The organism is Qipengyuania sp. CAU 1752, assembly GCF_054482615.1.
This window is the reverse complement of sequence record NZ_JBTLRE010000001.1, coordinates 1,859,970-1,878,269: the sequence shown is the minus strand read 5'-3', so window position 1 is coordinate 1,878,269 and position 18,300 is coordinate 1,859,970. Positions and strand designations below refer to the sequence as shown.

General features: G+C 58.1%; 18 protein-coding genes. 7 read left to right on the top strand and 11 right to left on the bottom strand.

Annotated features, from left to right (window positions below; translation table 11 throughout):
• Positions 1-458 precede the first annotated feature (458 nt).
• On the top strand, positions 459-758 hold the full coding sequence (locus tag ACXYL9_RS09165; protein ID WP_459039274.1) for a DUF411 domain-containing protein: 300 nt from the start codon (positions 459-461) through the stop codon (positions 756-758).
• 182 nt (positions 759-940) lie between these two features.
• Here the strand turns inward: ACXYL9_RS09165 and ACXYL9_RS09160 are convergent, their stop codons facing one another.
• The 4 genes from ACXYL9_RS09160 to ACXYL9_RS09145 form a co-directional block, all read right to left on the bottom strand.
• The gene (locus ACXYL9_RS09160; RefSeq protein WP_459039273.1) at positions 941-1,402 is read right to left on the bottom strand and encodes an SRPBCC family protein; all 462 of its coding nucleotides are present in this window, start codon (positions 1,400-1,402) and stop codon (positions 941-943) included.
• Positions 1,403-1,488: 86 nt separating this feature from the next.
• Positions 1,489-1,824: a hypothetical protein gene (locus tag ACXYL9_RS09155; RefSeq protein WP_459039272.1), complete on the bottom strand. Its 336-nt coding sequence runs from the start codon at positions 1,822-1,824 to the stop codon at positions 1,489-1,491.
• A 145-nt stretch (positions 1,825-1,969) separates the two neighbouring features.
• On the bottom strand, positions 1,970-2,335 hold the full coding sequence (locus ACXYL9_RS09150; protein ID WP_459039271.1) for a SpoIIAA family protein: 366 nt from the start codon (positions 2,333-2,335) through the stop codon (positions 1,970-1,972).
• 361 nt (positions 2,336-2,696) lie between these two features.
• On the bottom strand, positions 2,697-3,461 hold the full coding sequence (locus ACXYL9_RS09145; protein WP_459039270.1) for a transporter: 765 nt from the start codon (positions 3,459-3,461) through the stop codon (positions 2,697-2,699).
• Positions 3,462-3,827: 366 nt separating this feature from the next.
• Between ACXYL9_RS09145 and ACXYL9_RS09140 the strand changes: the two genes are divergently transcribed.
• Positions 3,828-4,604 (top strand): sulfite exporter TauE/SafE family protein, encoded by a 777-nt coding sequence (locus ACXYL9_RS09140; protein WP_459039269.1) that lies wholly within the window; start codon positions 3,828-3,830, stop codon positions 4,602-4,604.
• A 49-nt stretch (positions 4,605-4,653) separates the two neighbouring features.
• Positions 4,654-5,454 (top strand): lipid II flippase Amj family protein, encoded by an 801-nt coding sequence (locus ACXYL9_RS09135; protein ID WP_459039268.1) that lies wholly within the window; start codon positions 4,654-4,656, stop codon positions 5,452-5,454.
• A gap of 8 nt (positions 5,455-5,462) precedes the next feature.
• On the opposite strand, the gene ACXYL9_RS09130 is transcribed toward ACXYL9_RS09135, so the two are convergent.
• From ACXYL9_RS09130 to ACXYL9_RS09110, 5 genes are all read right to left on the bottom strand, one after another.
• On the bottom strand, positions 5,463-6,110 hold the full coding sequence (locus ACXYL9_RS09130) for a protein-L-isoaspartate(D-aspartate) O-methyltransferase (RefSeq protein ID WP_459039267.1): 648 nt from the start codon (positions 6,108-6,110) through the stop codon (positions 5,463-5,465).
• 85 nt (positions 6,111-6,195) lie between these two features.
• Positions 6,196-7,965 carry a SulP family inorganic anion transporter gene (locus ACXYL9_RS09125; protein ID WP_459039266.1) on the bottom strand — a complete coding sequence of 590 codons (1,770 nt, stop codon included), beginning with the start codon at positions 7,963-7,965 and terminating at the stop codon, positions 6,196-6,198.
• A 23-nt stretch (positions 7,966-7,988) separates the two neighbouring features.
• Positions 7,989-8,408 (bottom strand): DUF6691 family protein, encoded by a 420-nt coding sequence (locus ACXYL9_RS09120; protein ID WP_459039265.1) that lies wholly within the window; start codon positions 8,406-8,408, stop codon positions 7,989-7,991.
• Entirely contained in the window at positions 8,405-8,854 is a 450-nt protein-coding gene (locus tag ACXYL9_RS09115; RefSeq protein WP_459039264.1) for a YeeE/YedE family protein, read from the bottom strand. The genes ACXYL9_RS09120 and ACXYL9_RS09115 overlap by 4 nt, the downstream gene beginning before the upstream one ends.
• Before the next feature lie 189 nt (positions 8,855-9,043).
• Positions 9,044-10,804 carry a DEAD/DEAH box helicase gene (locus ACXYL9_RS09110; RefSeq protein ID WP_459039263.1) on the bottom strand — a complete coding sequence of 587 codons (1,761 nt, stop codon included), beginning with the start codon at positions 10,802-10,804 and terminating at the stop codon, positions 9,044-9,046.
• 341 nt (positions 10,805-11,145) lie between these two features.
• On the opposite strand from ACXYL9_RS09110, the gene ACXYL9_RS09105 reads away from it, so the two are divergent.
• Complete coding sequence (locus ACXYL9_RS09105; protein WP_459039262.1) at positions 11,146-12,126, top strand: sulfotransferase domain-containing protein; 981 nt, start codon at positions 11,146-11,148, stop codon at positions 12,124-12,126.
• A 151-nt stretch (positions 12,127-12,277) separates the two neighbouring features.
• On the opposite strand, the gene ligD is transcribed toward ACXYL9_RS09105, so the two are convergent.
• The gene (ligD, locus tag ACXYL9_RS09100) at positions 12,278-14,812 is read right to left on the bottom strand and encodes a DNA ligase D (protein ID WP_459039261.1); all 2,535 of its coding nucleotides are present in this window, start codon (positions 14,810-14,812) and stop codon (positions 12,278-12,280) included.
• 3 nt (positions 14,813-14,815) lie between these two features.
• Positions 14,816-15,649 (bottom strand): non-homologous end joining protein Ku, encoded by an 834-nt coding sequence (gene ku, locus ACXYL9_RS09095; protein WP_459039260.1) that lies wholly within the window; start codon positions 15,647-15,649, stop codon positions 14,816-14,818.
• A 151-nt stretch (positions 15,650-15,800) separates the two neighbouring features.
• Between ku and ACXYL9_RS09090 the strand changes: the two genes are divergently transcribed.
• The 3 genes from ACXYL9_RS09090 to ACXYL9_RS09080 all read left to right on the top strand — a co-directional run bounded on the left by ACXYL9_RS09090 (position 15,801) and on the right by ACXYL9_RS09080 (position 18,298).
• Complete coding sequence (locus ACXYL9_RS09090; protein WP_459039259.1) at positions 15,801-16,304, top strand: MgtC/SapB family protein; 504 nt, start codon at positions 15,801-15,803, stop codon at positions 16,302-16,304.
• Between the two features lie 70 nt (positions 16,305-16,374).
• Complete coding sequence (locus tag ACXYL9_RS09085) at positions 16,375-17,172, top strand: alpha/beta fold hydrolase (protein ID WP_459039258.1); 798 nt, start codon at positions 16,375-16,377, stop codon at positions 17,170-17,172.
• Positions 17,159-18,298, top strand: coding sequence for a PAS domain-containing sensor histidine kinase (locus ACXYL9_RS09080; RefSeq protein WP_459039257.1), 1,140 nt, complete (start codon positions 17,159-17,161; stop codon positions 18,296-18,298). Before ACXYL9_RS09085 ends, ACXYL9_RS09080 begins: the two co-directional genes overlap by 14 nt.
• Positions 18,299-18,300 lie beyond the last annotated feature (2 nt).

Below are 18,300 nucleotides of genomic sequence, written 5' to 3'. Positions count from 1 at the left end.
CCTCGCAGTACGAGGAAGGGAGCGGCCTCCGCAACGAGGCCGCTTTCACGTCTGCTGCAGTATGCCTTTTTTCAGCACATCAATCGTCGTGCCGGGCGTTGGAGTTGCTCCTCCATAACCATTTTCTTCGGTGAGGGGCAAAACTGTCATGGGCGTTGCGAAACAGGATCGCTGCGTTCAGGTTCCTGATAGCCTAGGATCATATAGGCGCTGTGGTCCTTGGGTGCCGTAGCGGGGAGGGGGACTTTGGAACCCGTCACCCCGGCGCCAAACGCTCACAACCAATCATAATCGGTAGGATCTCAATTATGCGAAAAAGCCATCGGAAGAGCACCGCAATACTAACACTGGGCTTGCTCGCAGCTTGTTCGAGCGCCGTCGAGGCGGCACAGGTCACCATGTTTCGAGACCCTGGTTGTGGCTGTTGTCTGGAATGGGCCAGGCATCTAGAAGACGCCATGTCTGCCGAAGTCTCCGTCGTGGAAACGGTCGATCTCGGCAAGGTCAAGGCAACTCATGCTATTCCCCAAGAGCTTGGTTCCTGCCACACTGCAATCGTTGAAGGCTATGTCATCGAAGGACATGTGCCCGCCGAAGCCATTCAGAAGCTCCTGAAGGAAAAGCCAGCCGGGGTGCGTGGTCTGGCAGTGGCCGGGATGCCGCTTGGTTCGCCAGGCATGGAAGCAGGCGATCGCCGGCAGCGATACGAAGTCATCGCCATGCGTGACTCTGGCAACTATGTTTTTGCCCGATACTGATCATTCGATCGATTCAGCGAGACGATAGGCCACGGCGAAATGGACCAACGCAAAATTGATCGTGGCGGCGCTCACTTGAAGTAGATGGGCAGGCCGCCACGAAGCTAGAACGTGCCGGTCGTTTCCGCCTGAGCTTATGGGACCGGCCGGACATGCTGGCGTTGAGATCGTGTCGAGCTTTCTCAGCGTTTCTTGCCTTCTAATGCGGCAGCAAGCTCGTCGAGGGCGATTGGCCAATTCGCCGCGTGGGCATCGCGGGATTCATCAGACACAAATCCGCTATGCGTCAGCTTCAACTTCGTGCCGTTGTCAGAAGGCAAGACTTGGATTTTCAGGATTGTCTCCGCACCCCAGGTGCCTTCGTGAGAACCATTTCCGGTCAGCCACGTCGTTTCGATCATCTGATCGACTTTGAGAGCTAGAAAGCGCCCGTAATGCGGGTGGCGTCCCCATTCTTCGCGATTGTAGAAGAACCACGCGCTGCCAACTTCGCGCACCATCGATAGCGTGCCTTCTTGAGCGAACCATCGGTCGAACATGGTCGTCCACGCATCATAGAGTTCCGCTGGGCTTGCGGCGAAAAGGCGCTCGGCTTCAAGAGCTCGCGGAGACTTGCCTAGTGAGGGGCGTGGAATCGTTGACATTGCATATTTCTAACACCGGCCGCGATGCTTGCTAGTATCACCAACACATTGCAGGCTGCTCCATGACTTCGTTGCTACGGTGGATCCTATCTCCACCGTCGCGCGATGAGGAACAGGAGGAATGGCCAAAACGCAGTGTTCGCAAAATCCCATAGCGGTTCAAGCGAGTCCGGCGGTCCGCCGGACAGCCAATCAACGACCTCATTCAACGCGGCAAATGCAATGACGATGACGAGCGGCACGGGGGAGCGCATCTTGCGGCGCAGCACGAGCGCCGCGACTATGAAGATCAAAAGACCCGCATGCACATGCAGGAGTTCCTGCGATGCGCCAGTCTCGCCACCTAACCAATTTTTCTGAACCGCATACCATCGTGCGAGATCAATCAGGATTTCGGTACCTTTTTCAACGAAATGGAGCATTGCGGGGTCTCTGACTGGCTCAATGGGCGGCGCCTGGTTAAGATGGCTCCTGCCAGTGCACAATCAAAGAACAGCTGTCGATGAATGCCCCGGATCCCGACTTCGCCGCTACCAAATAGGGCGCAGTTCTCAGGCGTTTGGCGATTCAGGACTGCAACCATAGCTCCGCGGCTTCCTGCTGATCCCGCTCGAAACCCTTTATCTGGATGCCGGGGAACATTGCCCCTTCTATCTCGGCAGCATTCCTGATCCACTTGGCATCGCTTAACACGGCGCACTTATCGAACTTGCCAAGCAGGCTGAAAAGTTTGGGGAGGCGGGTGAGTTCGACCCCGATGGCTCCGATGGTGGGCAAGGAGAACTCGGATATCCGATAAAGCATCTGGCCGTTACTGATACCGTCCGCTTTTTCAATAAGCTCATCCAGACCAGCGCGCATGCCGTCTGCATCAAGTTTTCCGTCGAACTCGATATCGATCCGATTGCGTGATGCCTTGGTGATTCTTAGCATGGCGAGCCTCTGATAGCTGCTGGCTTCGCGAAATTAGTTTCGCGCCTTCGTAAGCTCGATCACCATAAGCGGCTGCGGCGCGGCTGTCATTGACCTGGGTCAATGACAGCTTCGCGAGCTATCGGTAAAACAATCTAGCAACCCGAAGGCATCTTCTTGGTGCCTTGCCTCGTCCCTGAGTAGATCAGCATCGCTGGTTCACTCAGGGTTTTTTTGTCGCGTCGAGAAAGACTTGACCGGGCTTACACTCCGCGTTCCGGGAACCGTGTCGTTGCGGCAATCATGAATAGAGCTTGCGCAGGTTCATCCTGAGGCGACGGTACGTAGATCGGATGACTGCTCATCCAACACACGGTATCGCTCAGAATCCGAGGCCAATACGTAAGCCCACCCGAGCATCCGGCGCGTCGTCGGAAAGCCCGGCGCTGCCCTCCAGGCCCAAGCGAAACTTTGACGACAGGCCGGTGTTGAGACTGACCCCGACGCTCTGGCGATCTCCGAGGTCTTGCGTCGCCGATTGCTCGTAGACGTAGCTGAGAGTGACCGAACTGGCTTTACTGACCAGGATATGGCTTCCCGCCGAGCCCGACAGCGTGTTGCGAACATCGTAACCTTGCGGCTCCCCGATGACGGTATAGCCAGCATGAACGAAGGGCACGAGGGATCCGAGGCGTTTGGAAAGCTGTCCTGAAATCCCATAATCGAACTCGCCGCTGCCCAATCCTGCCTCACGCGAGGCGGTAGGCACTTTTACTGATCCGGAAACGACAGCGTTAACGTCGCTGATCGGCAATTGATATCCCGCCTGCACCTGTAGATCGCCAATACCTTCGCGTTTGACGGTAGTGGTCTGTGATGTGGGCGAGGCGAACAAGGGAGTAGCAAGAATTCCGCCCTGGCCGACGATAAGTTCCTCGGGAGCCGAAGTGACGACATAGGGGATTGAAGCCGAAAGCGAGAAGCGGCCGTTTGATGCGGCAACGCCGGCGCTGATCGATGTGGTTTCGTAGTCCTGGTCATTGACCTCGCCGGTGGCATAGTCGGCCCCGGCGAGGAACGTGATCTCAGTGTCCGATCCGCGCTTGTCGGAAGATGCAGCAGGATCCTCCTGAGCCAAAGCGGGCATGCTCAGGCAAGACAAGAGAAGGGTGAATTTCGCAATGCGCATCAGGGTCTGGCTCCATAAACAGGTAGGGCCGGTCGGCCTCTAGTGTTCACGGAACGAGCGAGGGGACGGAAACAATCCATCTTGAGGCAAGTTTTTTCGCCAAGAACCATCCAGATGAGGCATGTCTACGCCAATCGCGCACAACCGGACCAACCCATCTCTTGAAATCAACGGTCGGCAACCATTTTGTGGTGCGCGAGGCAGCCTGACGAATCTATATTGTGCGGCGCACAATCACGTTCTATTTGGCGACTTATCCGGCGTGATCCGGCTGGCATAGATACGTCCACCGACGTCTGATGCCCCTTCATAGGTTGCATATCTATGTTTGATACGATTGCGCCGCTAGCGGCGGATTTGCTTCCCTTCATCCTGGTCGGTTTTGCAGCGCAGATTATTGATGGTGCGCTTGGCATGGCGTTCGGCGTCATCACGCAAACCATGCTTGTCAGCGTCATGGGTCTGCCGCCTGCCACAGCCTCTGCAAGTGTGCACCTTGTCGAACTGTTCACGACCGGAACATCGGGCGCCAGTCACCTTTGGCGCAAAAATGTTAACTGGCCCCTGTTCTGGCGGCTGGTCCCGGCTGGTGTGGTAGCCGGCGTTCTTGGCGCCTATGTGCTGTCCAGTGTAGATGCCTCGGCCGCCAAACCATTTGTAATGGTCTATCTGGCCGCGATCGGTATCTTCCTGTTCTACAAAGCGATCTTCTTCGGGCGCTGGCCGCGTTTCAAGGACCCTCGCTACACCAGACCTCTGGCGTTTGTTGGTGGGTTTCTCGACAGCGCTGGCGGTGGGGGCTGGGGGCCGGTCGTGACCTCAAACCTCTTGGTACAAGGCGCAGACCCGCGGACGACTATCGGAACGGTCAACTCGGCAGAGTTTCTTCTGACCCTGGCCGTTTCGATAACCTTCCTCGTCACCCTTGGCTTTTCAGCCTTCAGCGAAGCTGTGGTTGGCTTGATTATCGGCGGTGTCATCGCTGCCCCGATCGGAGCTGTGCTTACCAGCCGCGTCAACGCTCGCTGGTTGCTGTTCATGGTGGCGGTTGTCCTGACGGCCACCAGCATCTTCTCGATCACAAAGGCATGGTTCTTCTGATCATGCCCGGTCCTGTCGGACGAACAGATAAGAACGGGTGGTATCCTTGATGGACCTCAACCTTGCGTCGGTTCTCTTCCTCGCGTTCGTCATCAACCTGATCGGGGCCCTGGCCTATGCCGCGCGGATAGCGGGCGTTCGCACCGGTAGAATCGCCATGAGCTTCGCGTTGTTCAACGTGTTGCTTCTGGTGTCGCGCCTTTCCAACGGTTTCTTGGCACCATTGGTAGCCAAGCGCGTCGAGAACGGGCTGTCCGGAGACGTCTCGGGCAACCTTGTCGCGGATTTCCGATGGCTGCTCTTCGCCGCCTTCCTCGGTGTGTTGGTCGGATTGGTTCTTGTGCCGACCGCGCAGCGAGTGTTTGCGACAGCAATCTCCGCGGTTCAGCCGAGGCAGTCGCTTGCACGAACCCTGCTGCGAGGCTTTTCTCCCGGTGGCCTGCGAATGCTGCGGCTATCCCTCTCGATTCCCAAAAAGGCATCGATTGGCTCTGGCAAGCCCTACGAGTTGACCTGGGGGATCTTGCTGGCGAATTGCCTCGCACAAAGCCTATTGGTGGTCGGGGTATTCGCCTCGCTCTATGCGGGATATCTAAACCCGGAATACCGGGTCACCGCGTCGCAACTTTCAGCAGTCGTGAACGGGTTCGCTACCATATTGCTGTTTCTTTTCATCGATCCCCATCTGTCGATCCTGACCGATGATGTGGTTGACGGCAAACTGCCGGAAGCGTCGTTTCGCAGAGCTATCGCATGGGTCTCATCAAGCAGGCTTTTGGGAACCCTGCTCGCGCAGGCCCTGTTCCTGCCCGCGGCCATCGCGATTGCATGGATTTCCGATCTCATTTGAGACTGGGATTAATCCTTGGTCACGGAACCAGGCAAAAGGGGCACGAACCGGACCGGGGAGATTTCACGGTTTTCCCAGCTGTCCTCTCCTGTGCGAGTAATGCAGACCAGTTGCTGCGCGTTTTCGTCTCCCAGAGGTATGATGAGGCGACCGTTGATCTTCAGCTGCTGTTTGAGCGGCAGGGGTACTTCCTGACTGCGCGCGGCGACGAGGATCGCGTCGAATGGAGCTTCTTGCGGCAGTCCATTCATGCCGTCGCCGACGATGATGTGGCAGTTTCTGTATCCTAGGGTCTTAATCCGTTGACGCGCCTGGCGCGCCAGGATTTCGTGCCGTTCGACGGCGAACACCTTAGCGGCGATCCGGGACATAATAGCGGCAGCAAAACCGGAGCCAGCGCCCACTTCCAGAACGACGTGCGTGTTCTTGATGGCCGCGGCCTCAATCATTGCCGCCACGATGTAAGGCTGCGAAATCGTCTGGCCTTCGCCGATGGGCAGGGGCCGGTCTTCATAGGCTATCTCGGCGAGATTCTCGGGAACAAAACATTCGCGCGGGACAGTTCGGAACGCGATTAGGATACTCTGTTCCGAGATGCCGCGGGCCTCGATCTGGTCTCGAACCATTTGCCGTCGCTGCCCATCTACATCGCCCATAGATTTCTCCCTGGAGGGTGATCACCTTCGAGCTTTTCAAGCCAGCAATTAGCTAAGGCCGGTCACCGCGCAGGGTGTCTATAGCCTAGATTATCCAAGTGGTTGAATCTTGCAGGTTGGGGTTATCCTGACCGTCATCCAGAGCCAGCTCCTTAAAAGCTCGGTTCTGGGAAAGGAATACCTTGCCATTGAGCTCGTCGAGGAAATCGGTTCGGTTCAGTCGGTCCATGACTGGTCCTTTCACCTCTGACAGGTGCAGGCCCAAACCACCGTCAATAAGCCGATGGTTGATGGCCTCCAGGCTTTCCAGACCCGATGCATCGATTTCGTTCACCGCACTGCACATGAGAATGACGTGGCGGACATCGGGATGGTCCGCGACCTGTTCGAGAACATACTCCTCCAGCCAGCGCGCATTGAGATACGTCAGGCTTTCGTCAATGCGGATCGAGAGGACATGCGGCACGGTGATGACCGAGTGCCGCTCGATATTCCGGAAATGCTCGGTCTCGGGGACCCTTCCGACGATCGCCGCATGGGGCCTCGATGCTCGCCAGAGATAAAGCAGGAGACCCACCGCCACGCCGGCAATCACGCCCATTTCCACGCCAGCCAGCAGCGTGATGATAATGGTTGCAAGATGGGCGGCGAAGTCAGCCTTGGAATAGCGCCACAATTGGCCCGGTGTCTTGAGATCAACGAGGCTCAGGACGGCAACGATAATCGTGGCAGCCAGCGTCGCGATTGGGAGCGAGAACAGCAACGGCGTGAGGAACAGCGAGGCAAGGGCAATGCCCACTGCGGTATAGGCGCCTGCGGCCGGTGTTTCTGCGCCAGCATCGAAATTGACAACCGAGCGGGCGAACCCGCCAGTGACCGGGTACCCGCCAGAAAATGCGCTGGCGATGTTCGAGGCGCCAAGGCCGATCAGCTCCTGGTCGGGATAGATGCGTTGACGCCTCTTGGCCGCCAAGGTTTGCGCGACCGAGACGCTTTCTACGAAACCGATGATCGAGATGAGCAGCGCCGGTACCCAAAGCTGTGCGATAAGGTCCAAGTTGGTTGATGGCACCGCGAAAGGCGGCAGGCCCGATGGTATCGGTCCGACAAGATTGACACCTTTCTCACCGAGATTGAAAAGGATGACCACAAGGATCGTCACCGCAACTGCGATGACCGGCCCGGCTTTGGCCACGATATCGGCAGCGCGATTTCCCAGTCCCAGCTTGGTCAGCGCTGGCTTCAGCCCGGTGCGCACCCAGAACAGGAACAGCGTTGTCGGAATGCCAATGACCAGCGTCCAAAGGTTTGTTTCCCCGACTGAATGGGCGAGGGAACCGAGCATTTCTGGCCAGTTGTCACCCGATGCCGACACGCCGAGGATATGTTTGATCTGGCTCGTGGCGATAAGGATACCGCTCGCAGTGATAAAGCCACTGATGATCGGGTGCGATAACAGATTGGCGAGAAAGCCCAGGCGCAGGAGGCCGAGCACGGTCAGCATTATGCCGGAAAGCGCAGCCAGAGTGATGGCCGCTTCCATATAAGCAGCGGTGCCGGTCGCCGCGACTGCACCGGCCGCCGAAGCGGTCATCAACGACAATACGGCAACCGGCCCAACCGCGAGTGTTCGGCTGGTGCCGAATATCGCGTAGGCCACGAGTGGGAGAATCGAAGCGTATAATCCGACCACTGGCGGCAGACCGGCCAGCAAGGCGTAAGCCAGGCTTTGCGGGATCAGCATGATGGTGACGATGACCGCCGCTACGAGGTCGTTGGTCAGAACCGATTTATTATACGTGCCGGCCCATCCAAGGATCGGGAGATAACGCGCAATGGTGGATGGCACGGCCATTGTACTGCCTTGTCCCCTTCAGGTTAGTCGCGCTTTTCCAGCAAGCGGGCAATTACCATGCCGACAAGTAATGCAGCGATGAAGGCGATCGCTTTGGCCGGGGCTATGACGAGTGCCGCGAAACCCGGGCCCGGGCACAGGCCAGCGATACCCCAGCCGATGCCAAACAGCGCCGCGCCACCTATCAGCGACGGGGTCAGGTCCGTCCGGTCCGGTAATGCAAACACGCCGGCAACGATCGGTTCGGCCAAACGTGCCTGAATCCTCCAGGCAATTGCCATGACGATCACCGCGCCACCCATGACAAAGGCCAGCGTGGGGTCCCACTCACCGAAAATATCGAGGAAACCACGCACGCGCGCGGGGTTGGTCATTCCACCTAGCGCAAGCCCGGCGCCGAAAAGGACGCCCGAAACCAAGGCAATTGGCGCGAGCCGGCTCATTGCATTACCTCCCAGCCAATTGCGTTCATTACGGCGACAGTCGCAATTCCCGTTGCCATGAAGGTCATGGTCGCCACCAAGGATCGCCGCGAGAAACGGCTCACGCCGCACACTCCGTGTCCACTCGTGCAGCCGCTGCCGATCCGCGTGCCGATTCCGACAATCAGACCAGCAATAAGGATGGGAAGAAAGCCCGTAAACTCAGCTTCTACTCCGCCGGTTGCGAGGACGACGATCAACGTTCCCAGCGGAAGGCCAATAATGAAGCTCCAGGCACTGTCCTTCGGCAACCCGGAATCAGTAATCCCAAATGCTCGGGCAGCGATGCCCGAAACACCAGCAATGCGTCCAGCACCAAGCAGCATGACGGCTGCTGCCAGACCAATCAGAATACCGCCAGCCAGGCCAGCAAGCGGGGCGGCATCAGGAAAGCCTGGAAGTATCATGCTGTTTCAAACTCGAATGGGGAATCTGCTGGCTCGGATACTGAATCATTCATCGGGTTGGATCCTCGGTTCGTGAGATACCTTCGTTCATCATTGCAACGGTGTCTCGTGAAAATGTTTCCCAGGCATCCCATATCCACGCTCAAATCAGCCAGTCTCGTCGTGGTTCCCAGTTCTGAGGCCTATCCCTTACCGGCTGTTCGGTTTCGGACCCTTGTTCGGCTTCCCGCCCTTGAATGCCTTGGCGGGCTTGCCGCCGAAGCCTTTGCGGTGCGGTTTGGCCTTGCCGTCCCGTTGGCCGCCCGGGGGACCCTTACGGTTAACCCGTGCGGCGTCGCGAGGACCCGTTTGCGAGGCTTCGATCAGAATGTTTTCCTCGTCGCTGTCGGTTCCGGCCGTGCGGGCGACGGCATCGGAGAACTTGTCAGCGATGGTGCGCGGAATCTGCACAAAAGTCTCGTTCTGACCGATCCGGATCGCACCAATCTCGTTGCGCGTTATATGTCCTCGGCGGCACAGCAGCGGAAGGATCCAGCGCGGATCGGCATTGCGGCGTCGACCGATATCCATGCGGAACCAGACCGTATCCTCGAACCCGGGACGATGCTTTTCCTGTTGCGCGGCGCGCCTTGCCTCGGGCGTATTGGCAATCAGATCCTCCGGCTCAGGAAACTTGGAGCGGTGCGCCTGCACGAGCATCGCCGCAATCTGCTGCGGGGTGCGCTCGGCCAATAGCCGGTCCGCCAGTTCTCGGTCGCCCTCGTCGATCTCGACCGGTTGCAGCAATGCCTCGAGGAGACGTTCGCGGTCCTTGGCCCGGATTGCCTTCCGGTCGGGCGCTTCGGTCCACTCGGCATCGAGCTTGGCATTGCGCAGCATCGCCTCGACCCGGCGGCGGCGCGAGAAGGGCACTACCAGGATCGCCGTGCCTTTCTTGCCGGCGCGGCCGGTGCGTCCGGAGCGGTGCTGCAGGGTCTCGGCATCCCGCGGGATTTCAACGTGGACGACAAGGCTCAGGGTTGGCAGATCGATACCGCGCGCAGCGACATCGGTCGCCACACAGACGCGAGCACGACGGTCGCGCAGGGCCTGCAAGGCCTGGTTGCGTTCCGACTGTGAGTGTTCGCCTGACAGCGCGACTGCGGCAAATCCGCGTTCCTGCAAGGTAGCGTGCAAGTGCCTCACCTTTTCCCGCGTGGCGCAGAACAGGATCGCCGTCTCCGCCTCGTGATAACGCAGCAGGTTGACGACCACGTTCTCGATCTCCGGCGGCGACACCACGATCGCTTGGTAGGAAATGTCGCCATGGCCGCGATTGGCGCTGACGGTCGCTATCCTCAGGGAGTTTTTCTGATAGCGGCGGGCAAGCGCCTCGATCGGTCGAGGCATGGTAGCGGAGAATAGCAGCGTCCGCCGCGTATCAGGCGTCGCATCGAGAATTTCCTCGAGCTCCTCGCGAAAGCCCATGTCGAGCATCTCGTCGGCCTCGTCGAGCACCACGGCCTTGAGACCCGAGAGATCGAGTGCGCCGCGTTCGAGGTGATCGCGGAGGCGGCCCGGAGTGCCCACCACTATGGTGGCGCCCGATTTGAGCACCTTGCGTTCAGCAGACGGGTTCATGCCACCTACGCAAGTGGCTACCCGTGCGCCGGCCTTGCCATAGAGCCAGGCCAGTTCGCGGCTAACCTGCAACGCCAGTTCTCGGGTCGGGGCGATCACCAGCGCTGCGGGGGCAAGGCCGAACGGTACCTTGCCATTTTCGTCCAGCAATTCGTCCGCAAACGCGAGGCCAAACGCCACCGTTTTGCCAGAGCCCGTTTGCGCCGAGACGACCAGGTCGCGGCCACGCGCTTCGGGTTCGAGCACGGCTGCCTGCACTTCGGTCGGTTCGGCATAGTCACGCTCTGCGAGAGCGGTCTGGAAAGTTTCGGGCAGGTCGGTAAATTTCATGTCATGGCCTCAGGGCAAAATGCGCGCCGCAGCGCGTGATGTGGCCACGAAGGCCATTGGGAATGGGGTGTTGGGTTCGGGAGGCGATTGCCGGCCAACCGCGTTTGCCAACGCCCTTACGCGGGAAAAGCGATCTTGGCTTGCAAAAAGTTCCGAGCGATCTGTTGCCAGCGGCTCTGCCGCCGCCATTTCAGGGCATGGCACTGAAACGCTGCCACTGTTGCCAATCCGGTTCGAGAGTGCATAACCTTCTTGATCAGGGCGTCCTGCAAGCACGATCGAAGATCGGCGTGGGTGCCCGACGTGGTCGCATGAGCTGCAATTTCTGAAAAGGAGAGGCCATGAGCGAACTGCCTGTACGCCGCCACGTTTACCAGAACCACCATCTCGATTCGACGCGCTGGAACTGGTTCACGCCGCGCAGTGACGACATTATCATCGCCACATCCTACAAGGCGGGAACGACCTTGATGCAGACGATCGTCGGCAACTTGCTGTTCCCCGATGACGACATGCCCGGACCCGCTTCGGAATTGTCGCCCTGGCTCGATTTCCGGCTGTTTCCGCTCGAACTGATCCTAGGCCAGTTAGAGGCGCAGGAGCATCGACGCTATATCAAGACCCATACTCCGCTCGATGGTCTACCATTTTACCCGGAGGCAAAGTATCTCTGCGTCAGCCGGGATCCGCGTGACGTCTTCATGTCGTTGCTGAACCATTGGGGCAACCACTCGGAAAACTTCTACATGGCTGCCAATGGCACGCCCGGTCGGGTGGGCGACGAATTTCCGCGTTTCACAGGCGATATCAAATCAATGTGGCGCGACTGGATTACTCGCAACTGGTTCGACTGGGAACTGGGTGGGTATCCCTACTGGTCGCATCTCAGCTACGCACAAACGTTCTGGAATTACCGCCACCTCGACAATGTCCGCTTGGTCCACTTCAGCGACCTGATCGCCGATCTTGATGGCGAGATGCGAGGGATCGCAGAGTATCTCGGGATCGAGGTTCCGGGCGAGAAATGGCCGGACGTAGTGAAGCGATGCACGTTCGCAGAGGTGAAGAAGAACCCGTCTAAAGTGGTGGGTGAAGGCATATCCTTTGCGTTCAACGGCGGCGCGGATACCTTCATTCACAAAGGAACGAACGGGCGATGGGTCGGTGTGCTGGATGCCGAAGATCTCCAGCTTTACCACGAGGCAATGGCCAATTTGCCGGAAGACTACGCCCACTGGCTGGAGAACGGTTCGAAAGCACAGGACGTCCCGGAACAAAGAGAAGAATTGGGCATCTCAATGGTCCAGCCCAATTCGACATAGTTGCTTCGGGTCGCAAGTTGCCCGTTCGCGGCGGCGATTTCCGAGTCCGCCGAGCACCGATGCTCCCGGCTGAAATTCGTGCAACTTGTCATTGTCCACGCCAGCAAAGTAGGTGTGCGCGCGAAGTGTCAAATTGACACATTTGTCCGCGTCAAAGGTCAGGCAATTCCTGCTCGGCAAAGCCCCATCCTGCGAGCATTTTTGAATTGGCACGTGTCAGCAGCTTGGTGACATCGTTGATCGAGTAAACGGACGCCGCGTCGATTGTCTTCAACTCGTTCCATGCGATCGGGGCCGCTACCGGCGCCCCGCTGCGCGCGCGGGCAGAATAGGGCAGGACAGCGGTACTGCCGCGCTGGTTACGCAGCCAATCGATGAAGATTTTTCCCTTCCGCTTGGCCTTGCTCATGGTCGCAGTGAATCGTTCAGGTTCGGCCAGGCTGAGGGCTTCGGAAAAGCGGCGGGCAAAATCCTTGTGGGTGTCCCAGTCGTGACCGCGTGTAAGCGGCACTACGACATGCACGCCTTTGCCACCCGACAGCATGGCAAAGCTGACCAGGCCGAGATCGGCGAGGCGGTCGCGCAAGTCCATTGCGGCCGATTTTACCGCAGCAAAGTCCAGCCCCTCGTCGGGGTCAAGATCGAAGATCATGCGGTCGGGCAATTCCACGTCGTCGCTACGGCTTCCCCAGCCGTGAAACTCGATAGTCCCCATCTGGACGCAAGCGAGGATTCCGGGGGTGTCTTGAATATAGAGATAATCCTCTGTCCCACCGTCTTTTTCCCTGATCGGCACATGGTGGACATGCGGGCCAAAGCTCCCGCTGTCGTGCTTCTGGAAAAAGCATTTCCGTGACCGTCCTTGCGGGCAACGCACCAGGCTGATCGGCCGGTGGCCGGCAAATGGGAGCATGACGCCGCCCACTGTCTCGTAATAGTCGGCCAACTGTCCCTTGGTTTGCCCGCTATCGGGAAATATGACCCGTTCGCGGCTGGAAATCTTCACAGGTTCCTTGGCTCTCGGTGTGGACGAGGCCTCTTCCGGCCGAACTTCGCTAGACTTCTTGTCGCTGCGCAGGCCGAGAAAGCTGCCATGTCGGACATTGCCGTCAGCGGTAAACTCGCTGAATGCGATTTCCGCAACGAGACTGGGGGTCAGCCAGGTCACGCCCCGGGTGGAAGGCTGTTTCACCTTCGCAGGCGGGGTTTTGCGCTCCAGCCGCTTCATCTTTGCCGATAGGTGATCAAGATCGTCTGCACTGAAGCCCGTGCCGACATTACCCTTGTAGACCAGATCTTCGCCTTCGTGCTGGGCCAGTAGGAGCGAGGCGAAAGGGCGCCCCTTGGCGGCACTTTTCTTCCAGCCAATGATGACAAACTCCTGCCGCCGCGTGCATTTGACCTTGACCCAGGCGCGGCTGCGAGCGGACCGATAGCGCGCATCCATTTTTTTCGAGATAATGCCTTCCTGCCCGGCACTGCACATCGTCTGGTAGAGCTTTTCGCCCGCGCCGATTACATGGTCGGCAAGGTGGATCGGTGGTTTGGCAGAGCCCAGCAGGGCTTCGAGCCGCTCCTTCCGTTCGATATTCGGCAGGTCTGCAAGGTCTTCACCGGCCAGTTCGATCAGGTCGAAGGCATAAAATGCCAAGGCGTCGGCTTTGGTTTGCGATCCATGTCCACGCTTGAGAACCTTTTGAAGAGTGGAAAAGTCTGGATTGCCCTGGGAATCGTGCGCGACAATTTCCCCATCGATGAGGCAGGCAGGGAGTTCAAGCGCGGCGATGTGTTGGACAAGCGGCGCAAACTTGTCGGTCCAGTCCTTGCCGCTGCGCGTAAAAACCTGCACTTTTTTGCCGGTCGCCGCTATCATGGCGCGGTATCCGTCGAATTTTATTTCATGCATCCAGCCATTTCCGGCAGGAACCTCATCCACGAGCGTGGCCAACTGAGGCTTGCGAAACCGGGGCATCGTCTTTGTGTCGCGGCTCGCGTTTTTCCCCTTTATCGACTTGCCGCGATTGTGGCTCGACGCTTTTCGCATCTGTTGGAGAAAGGCATCCTGGCGCTTTCCCTCCAGGCTGAATTGCCCCTCCTTGTCGGCGGCGATTTCAGCCATCGATCGCCCGGTTAGAATGCTGGTCAGTTCGTGCTCGACCAGCTGGTCCCCTTCCTCGGCAAACTCGTCCTGCAGCTTGCGCAGCAACCAGTTCTCGCGCTTCTCGCCGGGCTTCTTCTTGAGGCGAATGAGCAACCATTCACCTCTCATGCGCTCTCCATCGAGGATGAAATGGAGGTGCCCTTTGGCGAGATCCTTGGCGCTCTTGCCTTCGATCGGTCTCCATCTCCCGCGGTCCCACAGCATCACCGAACCGCCGCCATATTCGCCTTTGGGAATCGTGCCTTCAAACTCGGCATAGGACATCGGATGGTCTTCGGTTCTCACCGCAAGGCGCTTGATATCCGGGTCGGGCGAGGGCCCCTTGGTGACTGCCCAGCTTTTGAGGACGCCATCGACTTCGATCCGCAAATCCCAATGCAGGCGGGTCGCATCATGCTTTTGCACAATGAACAGATCACCTTTCTCGCTGCTTCGAGCCTTGCCGGACGGCTCAGGAGTCTTTTTGAAGTCACGCTTCTGATTGTAGCTGGCGAGCGGGTCCTTAATTGATTTCGTCCGCGCCACTTATCAGGCCTGTTTCTTTTTCCGGCTGCCCTTGGCACCGGATTTCTCGTCCTTCACCGAGTTCTTCAGAGCGGCCATAAGGTCGATGACATTGCTTCCCGAGCCATCAGTAGGCTCGTCGACGTCCTCGATGATCGCCTTCTTGCTTTTCGACTTGGCTTTCTTGTCGATCAACGCCTTCAGCGCATCGGCATAGCGGTCTTCGAATTCGCTGGCGTCGAAGGGGGCGGTTTTCTTGTCAATCAGGGTTGTGGCCAATTCGAGCAGCTCTTTCTGCGGCTTTTCGTTGCCAATATCGTCGAAGAAAGCCTGGCCCTGCCGCACCTCGTCGGCATAGCGCAGCGTTTCCAGCAGCAACCCTTTGCCGCAAGGTTTGAGTGCGACCAGCTTTTCCTGTCCGCGTACGGAAAGCTGGCCCAAGCCGACCTTCTTGGCCTTCCGCAAGGCTTCACGCAGCACGATGAAGGCTTCTTCTGCCAGATCGTCGGCCGGGGCGACGTAATACGGTTTTTCGAAATAGAGCGGGTCGATCTCGCAAGTGTCGACGAACTGGACGAGCTCCAAGGTCTTCTTGCTCTCGATCTTCACTGCTTCGATTTCCTCGTCCGCGAGCAGGACGTAATTGCCCTTCGAGAGTTCGTAGCCCTTGATGATGTCATCGCGGTCGATCGGCCCTATGCCGGGCACGACTTTCTCGTATGAAATCCGCTTGCCGCTCGGTTCATGGATTTGGCGGAAGCTGATCTTCGCGCCCGATTTGGTCGCCGAATAGATCTCCACCGGGATAGAGACCAGCGCCAGCCTGATCTGCCCTTGCCAATATGCGCGCGCTGCCATCGCTTTAATCTCCTTGCTTCCAAAGCGAACAAGGGCGCGGTTTGTTTCCAAGTGTCATCGCGATCGCGGGGGGAAACTCATGTGTGAGAGAGTGGGGCGCAGGAACCTCAATCCTGCTTTTCCATTTTTCCAGAGAAAGGGAGATTTAGCCGTGGCACTCGGCAACGCGTTCACGCCTGACGTTCTGACCTGGTTTGAAACCGGATTGAGGCTCGGCGCGGCGACGTTCTTGCCCTTGCTGATCGGGCTGGAACGATATCTCAACAACAAACCGATCGATTTTCGCCCCTTTATCATCATTTCGGTGGGCGCATGCGGCTTGCTCATCGCTTCAATCGAGATGCTGGAATCGACAGCCGATCCGCAGTCGCGGATTGACCCGACACGGGTAATCGAGGGTGTGATCACCGGTATCGGATTCTTAGGGGCAGGTGCCATGTTCCGTGAAGGTAATTTCATCCAGGGGGCTGGATCGGCTGCGGCGATTTGGAGTGCAGGGGCGATCGGCCTCGCTTGTGGTATGGGCGAGCTTTGGCTGGCCGGGCTCGTCACTGCCATTGTGCTCGTGACCCTGGTGGCCAGCAGGCCATTTACCGACAAGTGGGATGCCCATGAGGGTGGCGAAGAAAAGACACGTAGAGATACCCGTAACTAGTCGAGAGCGTCAGGTTGGCTTTCGCGTTTTCGTGGACTAATGCCTTCCCTCGATTTCAGGGAGGTGAGCCGTGGTGCTTGCTCGGAACAATGTAGTGGTGCGGGGCGAGGGTTCACGTGCAATGATGTTTGCGCATGGCTTCGGCTGTGACCAGCACATGTGGACTGAAGTCGCGCGCGATTTCGAGAGCGATTATCGCACCGTCCTGTTTGATCATGTCGGCTCGGGCGGATCAGACCTGTCTGCTTATAGTTCTGAAAAATATTCGGACCTAAGGGGATACGCCAGCGATATCGTGGACATTGGCCGTGCTCTCGATCTCGAAGATGCGATCCTGGTCGGGCACTCCGTCAGCGCCATGATCTGCGCACTCGCAAGCATTGAAGCGCCGGCGATGTTCTCGGATGTCGTGATGGTCGGCCCGTCGCCGCGCTACATCGATGAGGGGGACTATGTCGGCGGATTTGCGCAAGAGCAAATCGAAGAGTTGCTGACATTTCTCGAAGAAAACCACCTTGGATGGTCAGCCGCAATGGGGCCGGCCATAGCGGGCAATCCCGATCGGCCGGAAGTCGGAGATAAACTGACGCAATCCTTTTGTGCAACCGACCCGGAAATCGCCCGCGAATTCGCCCGAGTCACGTTCTTTTCCGACAATCGCGATGATCTCGCCAAGGTGCCTGCGCGAACGCTTGTGCTTCAATGCCAGCAGGACATCATTGCTCCGGAGGCTGTCGGGCAATACGTCCATGCCAATCTGCCGAACAGCGAGTATTGCTTGCTGGATGCGACAGGTCATTGCCCCAATCTCAGCCACCCAGCAGAAGTGACAAGGGCAATCAGTGCCTTCCTCGATGCCGCAGACTGAAGATCTCGGCGATCTCTATGACAATGCGCCGTGTGGATACGTGTCGATCTACCCGGATTCGCGTATTGCGAAGATCAATCGAACACTGGCTGATTGGCTGGACCGATCACCGGACGAGCTTATCGGCCGTCCGATCCACGAAATACTGAGCTTCGGTGGGAAAATCGCATTCGAAACCCATTTGGCACCGATGCTCCGCCTGCAACGCGAAGTGTACGAAATAGCGCTCGATCTGCAGGACGCCTCGGGCAATAGCATACCGGCGATTGCCAACGCGGCGGAACGCCGTGCCGAAGATCAAGCACACCTTTTTACTCGCCTGACTGTCTTTAAGGCGGCCGACCGGCGCATGTTCGAGCGGACCTTAATCGAGGCTCGCGTCAAGGCCGAAGAGGAAGCCAAGTCCGAACGCAGTCAACTGGAACTGCGGGACCAGTTCATTGCCGTATTGGGTCATGATTTGCGCAACCCACTTGCAGCTATTGCGGCGGGCGTTCGCATATTGGACCGGATGGGCTCCGCGGATGATCACAAGGCCATGGTCTTGAACGAGATGCAGGCGAGCCTTGATCGCGCCCATGGTCTCATCGATGACGTTCTCGATTTCGCGAGGGGACGGCTTGGCGACGGCATCACGCTTGAATATGTCAGTTCAGCGGATCTGGCCCCCGTAATCAAACACATTGTCCGTGAAATTGAGGCCGTGTCTGACGGTTATGCGATCGAACTACGGATCGACGATCAACTCTTGGTCGACTGCGACCCCGACCGGATTGGCCAATTGGCATCCAACCTGCTTTCGAACTCGGTGAAACATGGTTCAAGCGACCGGGCGATTGAAGTCGTAGCGACAGTTGAAGATGATGAATTCCACCTGTCAGTGACCAATGCCGGGCAACCTATCCCGGTCGCCGCGCGCGAGAATCTGTTCCAACCGTTCGTGCGGGGCAACCAAGCCGGCAATGGACTGGGGCTCGGACTGTTCATCGTCAACGAAATTGCCCAGGCGCATGGCGGCGAAATGTCTGTTGTTTCCGAAGATAACACGACACGCTTTGCCTTGGCGATTCCGCAACGGCGGCCGCCAGCAGCCAGGGACGACAACTCCGATACCGATCAGATATGATT